Origin of the sequence: Sphingopyxis sp. H073, assembly GCF_001468395.1 — a bacterium.
Lineage (GTDB): Bacteria > Pseudomonadota > Alphaproteobacteria > Sphingomonadales > Sphingomonadaceae > Sphingopyxis.
In genome coordinates this window covers 1-15,228 of record NZ_LNSG01000022.1, presented here as the reverse complement: position 1 = coordinate 15,228, position 15,228 = coordinate 1, and the positions used below count along the sequence as shown (strand labels likewise).

The 15,228-nt window shown below is 52.0% G+C and carries 11 protein-coding genes and 1 pseudogene; 6 read left to right on the top strand and 6 right to left on the bottom strand.

Annotation, left to right across the window (positions count from 1 at the left end; genetic code table 11):
- Positions 1 to 60 precede the first annotated feature (60 nt).
- Both ATE64_RS20910 and ATE64_RS20905 read right to left on the bottom strand, forming a co-directional pair.
- Positions 61 to 1,551 (bottom strand): hydantoinase B/oxoprolinase family protein, encoded by a 1,491-nt coding sequence (locus ATE64_RS20910; protein ID WP_058457678.1) that lies wholly within the window; start codon positions 1,549 to 1,551, stop codon positions 61 to 63.
- A gap of 10 nt (positions 1,552 to 1,561) precedes the next feature.
- A complete protein-coding gene (locus ATE64_RS20905) occupies positions 1,562 to 3,673 on the bottom strand; it encodes a hydantoinase/oxoprolinase family protein (RefSeq protein WP_156416668.1) in 2,112 nt (703 codons plus the stop codon).
- A 175-nt stretch (positions 3,674 to 3,848) separates the two neighbouring features.
- Between ATE64_RS20905 and ATE64_RS21405 the strand changes: the two genes are divergently transcribed.
- Positions 3,849 to 4,612, top strand: a protein-coding gene (locus ATE64_RS21405; protein WP_156416667.1) for an IS5 family transposase whose coding sequence is annotated in 2 segments (ribosomal slippage) — positions 3,849 to 4,176 and positions 4,176 to 4,612 — 765 coding nt in all. Because the reading frame shifts where the segments join, the coding sequence is not laid out codon by codon here.
- A gap of 491 nt (positions 4,613 to 5,103) precedes the next feature.
- Here the strand turns inward: ATE64_RS21405 and ATE64_RS20895 are convergent.
- The 3 genes from ATE64_RS20895 to gabT all read right to left on the bottom strand — a co-directional run bounded on the left by ATE64_RS20895 (position 5,104) and on the right by gabT (position 11,330).
- Entirely contained in the window at positions 5,104 to 8,478 is a 3,375-nt protein-coding gene (locus ATE64_RS20895; protein ID WP_082657944.1) for an NAD-glutamate dehydrogenase domain-containing protein, read from the bottom strand.
- A gap of 89 nt (positions 8,479 to 8,567) precedes the next feature.
- Positions 8,568 to 10,049: an NAD-dependent succinate-semialdehyde dehydrogenase gene (locus ATE64_RS20890; protein ID WP_058457682.1), complete on the bottom strand. Its 1,482-nt coding sequence runs from the start codon at positions 10,047 to 10,049 to the stop codon at positions 8,568 to 8,570.
- 3 nt (positions 10,050 to 10,052) lie between these two features.
- Complete coding sequence (gene gabT / locus ATE64_RS20885; protein WP_058457683.1) at positions 10,053 to 11,330, bottom strand: 4-aminobutyrate--2-oxoglutarate transaminase; 1,278 nt, start codon at positions 11,328 to 11,330, stop codon at positions 10,053 to 10,055.
- 104 nt (positions 11,331 to 11,434) lie between these two features.
- On the opposite strand from gabT, the gene ATE64_RS21400 reads away from it, so the two are divergent.
- The 5 genes from ATE64_RS21400 to ATE64_RS21385 all read left to right on the top strand — a co-directional run bounded on the left by ATE64_RS21400 (position 11,435) and on the right by ATE64_RS21385 (position 14,907).
- Positions 11,435 to 12,367: a LysR family transcriptional regulator gene (locus ATE64_RS21400; protein ID WP_082657942.1), complete on the top strand. Its 933-nt coding sequence runs from the start codon at positions 11,435 to 11,437 to the stop codon at positions 12,365 to 12,367.
- A 254-nt stretch (positions 12,368 to 12,621) separates the two neighbouring features.
- The gene (locus tag ATE64_RS21395; RefSeq protein WP_082657941.1) at positions 12,622 to 13,065 is read left to right on the top strand and encodes a GNAT family N-acetyltransferase; all 444 of its coding nucleotides are present in this window, start codon (positions 12,622 to 12,624) and stop codon (positions 13,063 to 13,065) included.
- Between the two features lie 292 nt (positions 13,066 to 13,357).
- Positions 13,358 to 14,170, top strand: a complete 813-nt coding sequence (locus ATE64_RS21390; protein WP_082657939.1) for a ferredoxin--NADP reductase — start codon at positions 13,358 to 13,360, stop codon at positions 14,168 to 14,170.
- Positions 14,171 to 14,175: 5 nt separating this feature from the next.
- On the top strand, positions 14,176 to 14,481 hold the full coding sequence (locus ATE64_RS21905; RefSeq protein WP_156416666.1) for a hypothetical protein: 306 nt from the start codon (positions 14,176 to 14,178) through the stop codon (positions 14,479 to 14,481).
- Between the two features lie 63 nt (positions 14,482 to 14,544).
- Positions 14,545 to 14,907 carry a dihydroneopterin aldolase gene (locus ATE64_RS21385; RefSeq protein WP_082657937.1) on the top strand — a complete coding sequence of 121 codons (363 nt, stop codon included), beginning with the start codon at positions 14,545 to 14,547 and terminating at the stop codon, positions 14,905 to 14,907.
- 36 nt (positions 14,908 to 14,943) lie between these two features.
- On the opposite strand, the pseudogene ATE64_RS22295 reads toward ATE64_RS21385, so the two are convergent.
- Positions 14,944 to 15,131 (bottom strand): annotated as a pseudogene (locus ATE64_RS22295) (IS110 family transposase); the annotation flags it as partial.
- Between the last annotated feature and the right edge of the window lie 97 nt (positions 15,132 to 15,228).

Here is a 15,228-nt window from a genome sequence, read left to right as displayed (position 1 = left end):
GCAACACCGCAAACTCGCCGCCTAATATCAACCCCCAGACGAGGCCCGCACTCCACTAATCTACGCCGCGAGTTGTGCCGAATGTTCTGACGACGGACAGCGCCCTCCCCCATTCACGCCAGGGCTGCCCTCAAGCGTTCGCGAGGTTTCCATGCCGAGTTCACCCCCGTGAAGGTAGCGCACCTTAAAGGTGGAGCCGAGACCGCCGCGGAACCGTCCCGGCCCTCCCGAGCCGCTGCGAATCTCAAATGCTTCATAAACGATCGGAAAAAATAGCTCTGCGGTTTCTGCAGTCATGTTCATGCAGTTACCAAGCGGGTCCATTGTCACGTTCATACCATCACGATAGGGGGTACCACCCCAGCCGCCGGCAGGAAGGTCAGAAAAGACGTCAGCTTTGCCGGCATCGTCAAGGCAGCTCGAAACAAACCAGTTGCACTCGGCGTAGGTCGAGCCGGTAACCTGCTGCGGGATCGCCTTGGCGAGCGCTTGCCAAATAGCGCTGGTAATTTTGGAGGACGACAATGTCGTGCATCCGATTGTCGGCGCTGGCCACTCCGCGTGAAGCCAGGTCCCCTTGGGAATATGAACTTCGATCGGATTGAACATTCCCTGGTTCTGCGGCGCGTCCTTCGCTAGAAAAAACTGTAGCGAATAAAGCGCAGCTGACATGGTGTTCGCATAGGGCGAATTGATGGCGCCCTCGGTCGCTGGATCACTACCCGTGAAGTCGACCTTGATGGTGTCTTCCCGGACCTGGAGCTTAACCTTGATCTTCACCCGCTTATCGCTGATGCCATCGGTATCAGCGTAATCCTCGCCCTCGTATTCGCCGTCGGGGATATTGCTGATCGCTGCGCGGACCATCCGCTCAGTATATTTCTGAACCTGTTCCATAGCTTTGACGGTCGTCTCAACACCATAGCGAGCGCAGGCCCGTTGCAATTCCTGCTCAGCGCTGCGCAAGCAACCGAAGTGCGCTTGCAGATCGCCCTGAACGAAGTGAGGCGTGCGTGTGTTGTTGAGGATGATATCGAGAAGATCCTGATTGATCTTATACTCACTGTATATTTTAAGCGGCGGCAGGCGCAGCCCCTCGGCCGCAATGTGTGTACCGAATGCCTGCCCACCAGCTGCACCGCCACCAAGGTCCATCCAGTGTCCGCGGCTCACTGCAAAACCGATCAAATCTTTTCCAAAATAGATCGGCATAATGAACGAGATATCATTGATATGCGTACCGCCCTGATATGGGTCGTTGACGACAAGCACATCGCCCGGTGACAATGTTTCCACGGGATATTTCCGCACGGCCGCCTCGGCGCTGAATTTCATTGCAGCGAGGTGGACCGGACAGTTGGCTGCCTGAGCAAGCAACTGAAGATTGCGGTCGTATATCGCGTTTGAGAAGTCCAACATGTCGGACAGGATGGGAGAGAATGACGAACGCTGCAGCGTCGTTGCCATCCTGTCGCATGTATAGTCAAATACGCTACGGAGCACCTCAAAGGTGATCGGATCAATTTGCGGGTCAGTAGATACCTTATTCATATCGTTTTCCCTAGATATCGAGTGTGATTACCAAGGCGCCCTGATGATTCACCTGTGCGCTAGACCAAGTCGGAAGCACGGCGCATGCATGGTCATAATCCACGATTGCCGGCCCAGATATCTCGGCGCCGACAGGCAAAGCCTCGCCGTTATAGACGTTGCAGGTCACCCATTCGCCATCAATGAACACCTCGCGCACGCCGGTCTGGGCGGACCCATCAACGGGCAGCGTCGGCTTAATTTCAGGAACTGCATCAAGCTTACCGATAGCCGCCAAGCTGAGCGACACAAAGGCGGGTTCAAAGTCATCCGAACTGACACCGAACTCGGCCTCGTGGACCTTGTGGAAGGTGTTGGCGATTTCAGCAATGCCGTCTGCGGATAGCACGCCAGCAGGTATCGGAGTCTCGACTTCGTAAGACTGCCCAACATAACGCATCTGCGCCGTGCGGATCAGTTCTATCTGGCTGTCATCTTCCACGCCCTGCTCGCGCAGAAGACTCCGTCCTTTAGCCTCAAGCGTAGAATAAATCTCATTCACCTTCGCCAAATCCGCTGTGGATATAGGTGCATAGTAGAACGCTTCGACATCCTGGCGAAAGTCCATGACCGTAGCCCCGCACGCCGACGCAACACCGGCGTTAGGTGGGAGTAGGACCTTGGGAATATTCATCGACTTAGCAACAAAGCAGGCGTGAAGCGCGCCCGCTCCGCCAAAGGCCACGTAGATGAAATCGCGCGGATCACGGCCCCTGGAAATCAGCACTTTCTTGACCGCCTGCGCCATATATTCACAACCGATACGGATCATGCCTTCGGCCGTTTCAAGCAGCGGCAAGTTAATCTTCTCAGACACCGAAGCGACGGCACGCTCCGCAGCTGCGAGATCAAGTTGCATCTTTCCGCTAAGCGTAGGCTCAAGGCGACCTAGGACCAGATTAGCGTCAGTGATCGTCGGTTGGGTTCCACCCCGACCATAGCAAGCCGGCCCCGGCAAGGAACCAGCACTTTTCGGACCCACGCGCAAAGACCCGCCCGGATCAACCCAACCGATCGACCCACCGCCCGCACCAACGCTGTGAATATCGAGCATCGGAACGATTACGGGAACCTCCCACTGCAGCTCGTGCGAGCGCGTGACTAACCCTTTGCCTTCCTCAACAATCGATACGTCAAAGCTGGTTCCACCGACATCCGTATGCAGAATGCGGTCAAATCCGCTCGATTTTGCAAGATAGGCCGCATAGGCGACACCACCAGCAGGGCCGGACTCAAGCTGCTCTTCAGGATGCTGTCGGGCGAGTGCCATCGTCATGATGCCCCCGCTGCTCTTTAGAATTAATGTGGTTCCATGAAAATCGTGCTGAGCAAGACGCGCTTCCAGATTATCGAAATACTCGGACATAACTGGCATCAGCGCAGTGCGGATTGCAGTGGTCATGAAACGACCATGTTCACGAAAAACTGGGCGCGTTTCAGAAGAAAGAATAATATGAGCATCCGGGCAATGCTCCCTGATGATCTCGGCCATGCGCTCTTCATGAAGGCTGCTGGCGTATGAGTTAATGAAACCGATGCCGATCGATTTAATGCCCTTCCCTTTCAGGTCAGCGGCAATTTCACGAGCGCGAGCTTCATCAAGCGGCCGTTCGACGACACCTTCACGATTAATGCGTTCATTGACCGGGTATCGGAACCGCCTGCGGATAACCGGAGCGGGTTTATATTGGTAGGGATCATAGAGATGTTCGCGATGCTGACGGCCTATCTCGATAGTGTCACGGAAACCTTCAGTGGTTACAAAGGCCGCGTCAGGAAAACTCCTCTCAATCAGGGCGTTGGTGGCGGTGGTTGTGCCATGAATTAGATGACTGACTTCAGCGATCTCAATCCCAGCATCTGCAATAGCATCGATAACTCCAATAGAGCGATCAGGACGAGTTGTAAGAACTTTCCCCGTCCTTTGCTCGCCACTCTCGTCATCCCATGCGAAAAGGTCGGTGAAAGTACCGCCTACGTCAACTCCCACTCGCCACATAACTTTATAAATCCCCTTCCGATTTCGTGATCGACAAAACGGCTCGCATTCACGAATCGCATTGCCTAGAACCAAATTCATCATATTTGTGAAACCGTGTCCAGCACTATCATTATTATGAATCTACCTTTTGCATCCGGCACTCGCCTCGCAATCCGTTAAATCGGCGATCAAAGCTGAGTCATTAGGCTGTAGTGACAATTTAAGGGATTCCCATTTGCGCTGAGTTCTGATTCAACACTGGCTTTTGGAGGTTGGTGTGGAAGGCGAGGTTCTCAGGGACGATCAGTGGGAGCGGCTGCGGGAGTTTGTTCCCGGTGGTCGCAAGGGCAAGCGCGGTCCACGCAGCGACGGACGGCGTTTTCTGGACGCCTTGCTGTGGCTGGCGCGTTCGGGGGGGCGTTGGCGCGATTTGCCTGAGGACCGGTTTGGCCCCTATCAAACGGCGAAGCGGCGCTATTACCGCTGGGTCGAACAGGGTGTGATCGACCGGATATTCGAAGCAGTTTCCGATGATCCCGACATTGAATGGCTGGCAATCGACGCCACCGTGATCCGCGCTCAGGCCCAGGCGGCAGGGGCCAGAGTAAAAAGGGGGGCGTTCAAGCCCAGGCTCTTGGCCGCTCCCGAGGCGGGTTCGGCACCAAGATCCATGCCGTAGTTGATGCGCTCGGCCTGCCGGTGCGCTTTGTGCTTGGCCCCGGTCAGCAGAACGATATGGCTCCCGCCTGCGACCTGATCCGAGGGCTGAAGGCCGAGAAAGTGCTGGCAGACCGGGCCTACGACGCCAACAGCCTGTGCGATCTGATCGTCGAACAAGGCGGTGAACCAGTCATTCCACCCCGCCGCCACCGCAAGATACAGCGCAGTTACGACCGCATCGCCTACAAGCAGCGATGGGGTGTCGAGGGCTTCTTCGCCAAACTCAAGCAATGGAGGCGCATCGCTACCCGTTACGATAAACTCGCCGCCAACTTCCTCGGCTTCATCAAACTCGCCAGCATCATGCTATGGCTCAAGTGATTAAAATGTCACTACAGCCTAGTTATTTTCTGAAAAATAGCGTAAAAAATAGCCCTGATACACTCCAGCCCCGCTCGAAGTGCGGCGCTGATCGAGCATGACTAGTCAGATTTGGCGATAACTTTTTTTCATAATAATGAAATTATGCTTATATGGGTCGGGATGAATGACAGGCAAACTGATATCAAAAGTGCCATATGGAGGCGCTAAAGCCATTTTCTGTGGGATACTTTGTCGACGTAGCGCGGGAGAATGCCGCCGATGTTATTGTATGGATTGAGTGAAAAGGAGTAGATTCACCAAAACGCTGCTACCAACAGCGCGAACGAATAATAGCTATAAACAAAATCTGTGACTAAATTCTATGTGAGGCGGAAGTCAAAAATACTTCTTCCCTAAGCAGATTTTAGGTTGTTCATTTTTGAGAATACGCTGGCTCGGAGCAGCCAAACAAACACATGACGCATGATCCTAACGCTCAATAAGCACAGCTATTTAGCAGTATTAAGTAAATTTCGGGCACATCGTGCAACATGGCAAAGCATCGCGACTGTCAATTCACGGCTTTCGCGGGCGCGGGCCGCCAGGGCAGAATAGCTTTCTAGCTCTTTTCGATGCGCCACAGCCCAGTCATGGACGGCCTGCTCAGCACAAACAGAACTCGACGCACGGATAAAATCGAGCCGAGCAGATTTCAGGTCGTTCAATACCCCGGCAGTTGTGGCCCTCTCCCAAAAGCCATTGGAATGAAAAGCGGCGGCAACTTCCTGAAGCCATTTCAGATCGAGAATGTCACCCAATGCAACATATGCCTTTGCAAGGCTAATAACATCGCTACCACTGCTATGCGCAATCTCCGCAAGTCCAATCACGCCATCGAAACGAGAAATTTGCTCAACACAAACTGATTTAGCTGAATCTACTTTTAGGTCGGAGAGGGTGGCAGGTTTGCTATTTAAGAGCAGAATAATGGAGCCGGCGAGTCTATTTACCACCTGAACGGGAGCAGTGTGGTTGCGCATCATACCCAGCACATCCACGACCTGCGGCCTCAACGCACTGGCAGCGCCCACCAATAAGGAAATCCGCTCTTGCTCTTGCATTTGCGTCGTTTCTATCGCGCGCCAAACGGGCGCCATATTAAAGAGATGCTCTACAATCAAAAAGGCAATTGCAACCTCTGAAAGACTGACCTCATCCTCATCGGCAATTTCAAAGGGATGAATGAAACCTAATCGATTTATCACCCGGTTAGCAATGCGCGTGGCGAGGATTTCGCGGCGGAGACGATGTCGCAAAATGTCGTCGCGATACGCATCGCGCATGCTTGGAGGAAATGCTTCGAGCAACTCTCCTTCCAAAAGGGGATCTCCCATTAATGGCGAGGATTCCAGTGCACTCTGGACCGCGAGCTTAGCGCTGGATAGAAGTACGGCCAATTCTGCTCGGGTCAGCCCCCGACCATTTGCAGCGCGAGATTGCAAAAGTTCCGCATTGGGTAGCCCTTCAGTTGCGCGATCAAGGTGCCCTTCCTTTTCGAGTATCTCCGCCAGCCACAAGTATGCGGAAGTGCCCTTGGTGCCTAAGCTCTGAGCTAGTGAGAGGCCGAGCGCCTGCATTCGGTTGTCTTCAAGGACCAATTCCGCCACTTCGTCTGTCATGGACGCAAGTAGCGCCACACGCTCCGGTTCGTCCAACCGCCCGCCCCGCTTAGCGGCACTCAGGGCAATTTTGATGTTGACCTCCTTGTCGGAGCAATCCACCCCAGCCGAATTGTCAATAAAGTCAGTATTACACGCGACACCCGCCAAACTGGCCTCAATCCGGCCTGCTTGTGTGCAGCCCAGATTCGCCCCCTCTGCGATCACCCCAACCCGCAAATCCGTCGCATCAATCCGCACAATATCATTGGTAGGATCGCCCACTTGGCGATTGGACTCGTTCTTAGCCTTGATATACGTCCCTATTCCGCCAAACCACAGCAAGTCAGCAGGAGCCAAGAGGATCGCACGGATTAACATATCCGGCTCCAATTCCCGCTCTTCCAGCCGCAGCAGCGACCGCACTTCCGGTGGCAGCGCGATGCTCTTCTGCTCACGCGAGAACACCCCACCGCCAGATGAAATCAAATCCTGGTTATAATCCGCCCACGTGGAATTAGTCTGAGCAAACAGCCGCGCTCGCTCGTGCCAAGCCGCAGATGCGTTCGGCGCTGGATCAAGGAAGATATGACGATGATCAAATGCTGCGATCAGGCGAATTGCCTGTGAAAGCAGCATTCCATTGCCGAACACGTCGCCCGACATATCCCCTACTCCTACCACGTTAATAGGGTCAGATTGCACATCGATCCCACGCTCGGCAAAGTGCCGCTGGACTGAAATCCAGGCGCCCCGCGCGGTTATGCCCATCGCCTTGTGGTCGTACCCCTTTGTTCCACCGCTCGCGAAGGCATCCTCAAGCCAGTATCCTTGCTCGTGTGCAATCGCATTGGCTGAATCGGAGAAACTAGCAGTTCCCTTATCTGCAGCTACAACAAGATAGGAATCCTCGTGATCGCGGATTACTACATCGCGAGGAGGCACAACCTGCCCGTCCACAATATTGTCCGTGACCGAAAGTAGGGCCCGCACAAACGATTGGTAAGCCGCATGCCCTTCGGCGGCCCATCCACTACGGTTGCGCAATGGGTCGGGCAGCTTTTTAGGATAGAATCCGCCCTTTGCACCAGTGGGAACGATGATGGCGTTCTTGACGCGTTGCGCTTTCATCAAGCTCAACACTTCGGTACGAAAATCGTCTCGGCGGTCAGACCAGCGCAGCCCGCCACGAGCAATCGGCCCTGCGCGCAAATGAATTCCTTCAACCTGGCCAGAATATACAAAAATTTCACGCCACGGGATGGGCTTGGTCAGCCCCGGAATCAACGCAGAGTCAAACTTGAAAGCAAGCGCAAGCGTCGGCACCGGGACGAAGGCGTTCGTGCGGAGAATAGCCAGCACGCTATCTTTCAACGCGCGGATAAGCCGATCATGGTTGATCGAGGACACACCCGCAATGCCTCCCATGATCACCGCCAAAGCTTCCCGCTCACCGGCTGCGCGATCCACAAAATCTGGTTCGTGCCGAGCCCGGAAAAGTTCGATCAGGCCACGAGTCACACTTGGTGCTTGGACTAACGCTTCTACCGCAGTGGATACGGAATAGGCGATACCCGTCTGACGCAGATAACGATAAAGTGCGCGTAACCAATTCGTTTCGTCCGCGTCGAGTCCGATATGGGAGATAAGGAGGTTGAATGAATCGTCTTCGCGCTCTCCATTCAAAACTGCTTCAAGCGATTGCTCGATGGTTTGAGCGTGCGCGAATGTCTGGTCGATGGCTATCTGATCATCTGACTGACCAAAACCCAATAAAAAATCATGAATGTGGCCAATGCTACCCTTTGCTCCCTGCAGGCCGTGGGGATAGCAGTCCGCTACTCGAAACCCGAAGTTTTCCAACACCGACACCACGTCGGATAAAATCAACGTATCCACGCGCTGATAAAGTCTCAATCGAAGGCGATCTTTGCGGTCGTCCGACCGGCGATGCAATCGCACCGACTTCAGATCCGTTCGATCACCGGAAACAATCTCAAGGCGGACCAACGCTGAAATATCGGCCGCAGCTTCGTCCGGACCATGAGCCTGGCGAAACGAGGGAGGGAATGCTCCCGCATAATGAGCCACAAGGACTTCCAGATTTAATCCACAAAGTGCTTCCGAAGGAAATTTTCTTAGGCTTGCTGTGACCCCACTAACCCAGAGGTTGTCGCGGTCATCACCCCTCTCTCCTGGCATGATTTTGTCATTTATATTGGCCACACTCAGCCTCCCTGCTGCGCACTGATGCGGCAGTCCACTTGCCGCCCGCTTTATCGGGACGAGCACTTATTGTTTCGACTATTGCACCGTCAGGCCGGGCTAATCGCCTGGCAAACGAGTTTCAGCTGAAGATAGTCATCCATGCCGTGATGAGAGCCTTCGCGCCCCATGCCGGATTCCTTTACTCCGCCAAAGGGCGCAACCTCTGTGCTGATAAGCCCGGTATTCAGCCCCACCATACCGTATTGCAGCATCTCGGGCACCCGCCAAGCGCGGTCGATGTCGCGGGTAAACACATATGCAGCCAACCCTGCATCCGTGTCGTTGGCCATGGCGATGGCCTCTGCTTCGGTTTCAAACCGCACCAGCCCCGCCACCGGGGCGAACGTCTCTTCGCGGCAAAGCAGAGCATCAGGAGACACATCGACAATGACCGTGGGAGCGAAGAAGTTACCGTCATCGCTCAGCGCCTCGCCGCCGATCAACACGCGCCCGCCGCCTGCTGTCGCATCGGCCACATGCGTTCGCGCTTTCTCCACCGCCCGCTTGTCGATCAGCGGTCCCTGATCGGTCGGGCCAAGCAGCCCGGGACCGACGACGAGTTTTCCTACTTTTTCCGCTAATTTCTTCGAGAAATCATCATAGATGCCGGATTGCACCAGCAGACGGTTGGCGCAGACGCAGGTCTGGCCGGCGTTGCGAAACTTGGACGCTATTGCTCCCTCGACAGCGGCGTCCAGATCAGCATCGTCAAAGACGATCAGGGGCGCGTTCCCGCCCAACTCCAGGCTGACACGCTTTACAGTACCCATGCACCGCGCGGCGAGCATCTTTCCAACCGCAGTCGATCCGGTGAATGTGAACTTGCGTATCCGTTTGTCGCCCGTCAGCACATCTCCTATCGGGGCAGCATCGCCGGTCACCACACTGAAAAGCCCGTTTGGCAAGCCGGCTTCCTGCGCGAGGACTGCCAATGCCAGAGCCGAGAGGGGGGTGAGTTCGGACGGTTTCAGGATCATCGCGCAGCCTGCAGCAAATGCAGGAGCAGCTTTGCGGGTAATCATCGCCAGCGGGAAATTCCACGGCGTCACCGCTGCGACTACGCCCACCGGCTCCTTGCGCACAAGCAATCGTCGATCGATGGCGTGAGGTGTAAGCAATTCGCCCGTGACCCGGCGAGCTTCGCCAGCAAACCACTCAAGGAAACTTGCTGCATAAGCGACCTCCCCACGCGCCTCGGCGAGGGGCTTGCCCTGCTCTGCAGTCATCAGCCGAGCCAAGTCTTCGGCATTGGCATGTATCAGTTCGGCCCACCGGGTGAGCACTAAACCACGCGCTTTACCTGTTTCCTTCGCCCAAGAGGCTTGTGCTATAACGGCAGCATCGACTGCGCGGGTCGTTTCCCCAGCCCCCATATTGGGGACATGGCCAATGATCGTGCCATCGGCCGGATTGGCCACCGCGATCCGGGCCGGGCTATCGAGCCAGATGCCTCCGATCAGGGCATGATCGCGGAGTAAATCGGGGCGCGCAAGCCCCAATCGAGTGCCTGCCGATATATCAACAGTCATTGCTCAGCCTTCCACCCGCACCAGCGCTTGGGTCAGAATATCCAACCCTTCATCAAGAATCGCATCACTGGCCGTCAGCGGCACCAGTATGCGCAGCCCGGCACCATGGGTACCACAGGTCAATACCACCAAACCCTTGTCGAGCGCGCGGATTGTTACCCGCTTGGCCTCGGCAGCATCCGGATTGCCCGTCCCGTCAACAATGTCAAAACCTACCATTGCGCCAGGACCACGCAGATTGGCAATACCAACCGTGTCATTGCGAAGAGCTGCTGCGGAGATCGCAGCCCGTATTTTGGTACCCACTGACTGTGCACGATCAAGGAGGTTCTCCTCCTCGATCACGTCCAGCACTGCCAGCGCCGCTGCACAGGCCACCGGAGATCCGGCATAAGTACCACCGAGTCCGCCCGGGTTAATCACGTCCATGAGGTCAGCCCGACCGATAACCCCTGAGAGCGGAAAACCGCCGGCAAGGGATTTCGCAACAGCAATAAGATCAGGCTTCATCGACTGATGTTCGATTCCGAACATCTTGCCCGTACGCGCAAAACCGGCTTGCACTTCGTCAGCTATCAGCAAAATACCATATTCGTCACGCATCTTCGCAAGCGCCTCGAACAGTGCAGGGTCGGGCGTGTGGAAGCCGCCCTCGCCCTGCACAGGCTCGATAATGAATGCGGCAATTCGTTCAGGTTCGACATCTGCGGCAAAAAGAAAATCCAGCGCGCGGAGCGACTCCGCCACTCTGACGCCGTTGCTCTGCGAAGGTAGCGGCACATGGTAAATTTCTGAGGGAAACGGGCCTAAGCCCTTCTTATATGGATTGACCTTGCCAGTCATCGCGCCGGATAGAGCCGTGCGTCCGTGGAAGCCGCCAGCGAAAGCAATAATTCCGGGCCGACCGGTCGCAGCTCGTGCAATTTTTACCGCATTTTCAGTAGCCTCAGCGCCGGTGGTGAAGAAGATTGTCTTCGCGGGACCATCGATTGGCGCGATATCGTTCAGCTTTTCGGCAAGCGCGATATAGGGTTCATATGCTATCACCTGAAAAGCCGTATGGGTGTAAAGTTCCAGTTGCTCCTGGACCGCCGCAATAACCTTAGGATGGCGATGACCGACGTTGAGTACGGCAATACCACCAGCAAAATCAATATAGCGCTTGCCCTCCACGTCCCAGATTTCCGAATTTTCGGCGCGAGCAGCATAAATGGAAGTGGCATTAGCAACGCCACGCGGCACAGCAGCAATACGCCTATCTAGAAGTGCGTCGTTTGACATAAGTTCCCTAATTCCAATATGTGTGATTAACAGAAAATAATTGCTGCTGAATGGGATGAACAGGCGACTTGCAATGCGCCGACGGTAACCCTAGGTTACCACCAATGATTGAGCGACATCTCCCCCCCTTTGCCGCATTGCGCGCTTTCGAAGCAGTTGGCCGCCTTGGCGGCATTCGTCGGGCAGCGGAAGCTATGGGCGTGAGCCATGCCATAGTCAGCCGCCACCTTTCCTCGTTGGAGGAATTATTCGGGGTTCAGCTGTTCAACCGAAAAACAGGTCATTTAACGGAGATCGGGCTAGGCTATCACCAGCGCATAAGTGCAGCCATCGCCGAAATCAGTGCGGCGAGTGCAGCTCTCGCGGGAGTACGCTCTGGAGGTCTCACCATCTGGAGTTCCGCTGGCTTTTCGGTCCAGTGGCTGGCTCGTCATCTCTCTGCCTTTGGTCAAGCGAGAAATCGTCCCATTGTTGATCTCCGAGCCTCCGACCGTGAACCTAACTTCGCCGCAGGGGAGGCAGATGGGGACGTTCGCTATCAGTACGACTGGTCTCCATCACCGCCGCACGACGTGAGAGCGGAAGAACTTGCTCGGCCTGCTGTATTCCCGGTGGTATCGCCTAGATTTGCTCGGACCATTGCTGCTCCAGCAGAGGTTATCCAGTTACCACTAATTCAAGAAAGTTCCGAACGCGAATGGCGCCAATGGTTGATGGCGCAAAATTTCGAAGTGGGCGATTTAGGCGCACCTATAGCTCGTTATGGGCAGGCACATCTGTGCCTTGCAGCAGCTCGCGCCGGGCAAGGTGTAGCCCTAGCGAATTGGATGCTCGCCGCAGAAGACTTGAATGAAGGGCGACTCATCCGGCTTGAACCAACTTCTCAACCCTTTTCTATCGCATCTCTTGGTGCTTATGAATTCCGGTGCCTTCGTATTCGCTGGAGAGATCCTCTCTTGTCTCGTTTTCGGGATTGGTTACACCGCTCGATCGGAAAAGAGCTGAACGACCGAAGAGCAACCCCTCAAACAGCGTGAAATTGGGGCCTGTATTTCTGTCGAATTATAACAGCCAATGAGCCTGCGGAAGCAGAAGCTAAACGATAACCGAAATTGTGATGCATACCTATAGTTTTATAATTATATTTGGTACAATAATATATATTGTAGACATTCTACAATCATAGAATTATTTTCCATTCAGATTATACAACTGATTATTTTATTTATAAATTTATTGCATCAAATCATCACTATTTTGTAATTTGACTTGACTATATAGGAGATAAAAAATGCATGTACGCCTGAGCACAATCGACGACATTGAAAAACTCACTCTTCTTTTTGATAGATACCGATCATTTTACGGGAAGCCTTCTAATAAAGAACTAGCGAAATCTTTTTTAATAGAACGCTTTCAACATATGGAGTCCATTATTTTCGTTGCCGATTCAGAGGGAGATTTTATAGGTTTTACACAGCTTTATCCCAGTTTTTCGTCTGTCCGGGCCTCTCGCAGCTTCATCCTCAATGACTTGTTCGTTACCCCAGAAGCGCGAGGCAAAGGTGCTGGAAAAGCATTAATCACTGCAGCAGCAAATTATGGAAGAGCAATGGGGGCAGTTCGCCTTAGCCTCTCCACGGCGCGAGACAACCATGTCGCCCAATCGCTATATGAAAATGCGGGCTGGTCCCGCGATGACATATTCCTCTCCTACAACTTGGATCTGTTGTAAATTTATTACCATTTAGATTTCTCAAAATTGCATTTTACTTTGCACATCACGTTTTGCCAGGCGCACATTACCAATGTTGCCGCTTTCGTCTGGTAACCCTAGGTTACCATTAGCACCCTCTAAGTTTCCTTTTCACCGTAGCTTTTGGGGGTTATCTATCGCATCAACCCTATAAATAAAATTGGCGAGATTACAATCACGAACGGATTAACTAATCTAATTCAATTGCGAGTTTACAAAAATTTTTGGATAAAAAAATTTAATATAAATCATTTAGGGGAGTTTGTATTTCATGATTCACGCCAATCTGCCTGACTGCCTTATTAAAACCCCTCCAAATTTAACGTTAGAAACGGTTTATTCAGTTAAACATTGGAATGACAATCTTTTTAGCTTTAAGATAACGCGACCGGCGTCATTTCGATTCAGATCCGGGGAGTTCGTCATGATTGGCATAGCTTCCGAGGGCGCACCACTCCTAAGGCCCTATTCCATAGCAAGTCCATCCTATTCTGATGAGCTTGAATTCTTGTCGATCTATGTTCCTAATGGACCTTTGACATCGCGGCTTAGGGCAATTGCTCCAGGAGATAAAATCTTTTTAGGCAAGAAGGCTACCGGTACGTTAGTAACTGATGCGCTTCTGGAAGGTGAAAGATTATTCCTCCTATCTTCTGGGACGGGTTTGGCACCATTCTTAAGTATCGCTCGTGATCCTGATATATATTCAAGATTTAATCAAATAATACTTATTCATTGCGTACGGCAAATAAAGGATTTAGCATTTCGTCAAAATCTTGAAAGCAGTTTCGCAGATGATTATTTGGTTCGCGATCAAGCGCTTTTACAATTATTGTATATACCTACAGTTACTAGAGAAAAATTTAAAACAAATGGAAGGATTACTGATTTATTAAATAATAAATCTATTTTCTTCACCATCAATGGGTTAAATAAACTTAACTATATGACTGATAGAGTCATGATATGTGGAGGAAAACAAATGATAATAGATATTTCATCAACACTGACCCGGGATGGATTTACAGAAGGATCCAACTCAAGACCTGGGCACTTCGTTATCGAAAAAGCATTCATCGATTGAACTTAATGGATTATGGTATTGGCAATAAAAGGTTCAAACTCATGAAACTTAATAAAAAAAATGAGTTCAAATCTCAAGATGTTATTGCAAAATTAGAAAGTGATGAAAATATTTTTAGAGAGCAATTTATCAGAATACCTGATAACATTGTATTAATAATGAAAAAATTGAGAGAAGAAAATACTAGTATTTCTATAATGATACTATTTGGCATTGGAGATAACACTTGGAGAAGAATAAGAATGGGTGAGCCGATCAGAAAATCTGTCGCATCTAGACTGTTATTGAAAATTGAATCTGTTATCGAGTGAATATTAATTTTATTAAAATTATAAATAATTTATTTTTAATATATATTATGCGAGTTAAAATCCATGACGGTGGGAGTGTTAACCACAGTAAAAGTATGTGATCTTTCACTACTTGCACATATCGGCATAAACCGAGATGAAATTGATCATCGTCAACCGATTATTGTTTCGGTTTTCCTCATTTTTCGTTCTGACATCATTTTAGATATCGATTCTACGGTCGATTATCGAAAGGTTGTTACTATAGCTGAAAGACTGGCTGAGAACCACATCCCGCTCATTGAAACCTTCGCATATCGACTCGCTTCAAAATGTATAGAATTTCCGATTGTAAATGAAGTAAGTGTCAAAATAGAAAAGCCTTTTGCCTTGCCCCGTGGCAAGGCAGGTGTCGAAATTCATTTCAAACGCGCGGATTATAAATAATTTTATATTACACAGTTCAATTATCTGAATGACTGACCTATCGGAGGCCGGTAGTGCCGCCCAAGCGATTCGTGCCAGCTTGTTGGCTAGCGCAACCAACGCGGCATTGTGATTGACACCTCGATCGATCATTACCTTAAGCGCGGGTCGCTTTGTGATAAAGACGGCAAAGCAGCTCTGCCACCATGAATGAGCAAGGTCCGTAAATATGTGTTGCCGCGCTTGTCCCCCGTCAGCACCTATGGCACAGATTTGAGGTTGTGAATTAAGGAGGATTGGGGCTTCGTCGTAGTGACGAAGGAACGAAGATGAAGCCCCAAT

Excerpts from the sequence above, each read along its gene's own strand:
- ATE64_RS21390 (WP_082657939.1), top strand. The coding sequence starts at position 13,358 with ATGATTCACGCCAATCTGCCTGACTGCCTTATTAAAACCCCTCCAAAT.
- ATE64_RS21385 (WP_082657937.1), top strand. The coding sequence starts at position 14,545 with ATGACGGTGGGAGTGTTAACCACAGTAAAAGTATGTGATCTTTCACTA.
- ATE64_RS21395 (WP_082657941.1), top strand. The coding sequence starts at position 12,622 with ATGCATGTACGCCTGAGCACAATCGACGACATTGAAAAACTCACTCTT.
- ATE64_RS20910 (WP_058457678.1), bottom strand. The coding sequence starts at position 1,551 with ATGAATAAGGTATCTACTGACCCGCAAATTGATCCGATCACCTTTGAG.
- ATE64_RS21400 (WP_082657942.1), top strand. The coding sequence starts at position 11,435 with ATGATTGAGCGACATCTCCCCCCCTTTGCCGCATTGCGCGCTTTCGAA.
- gabT (WP_058457683.1), bottom strand. The coding sequence starts at position 11,330 with ATGTCAAACGACGCACTTCTAGATAGGCGTATTGCTGCTGTGCCGCGT.
- ATE64_RS20890 (WP_058457682.1), bottom strand. The coding sequence starts at position 10,049 with ATGACTGTTGATATATCGGCAGGCACTCGATTGGGGCTTGCGCGCCCC.
- ATE64_RS21905 (WP_156416666.1), top strand. The coding sequence starts at position 14,176 with ATGGATTATGGTATTGGCAATAAAAGGTTCAAACTCATGAAACTTAAT.
- ATE64_RS20905 (WP_156416668.1), bottom strand. The coding sequence starts at position 3,673 with ATGATGAATTTGGTTCTAGGCAATGCGATTCGTGAATGCGAGCCGTTT.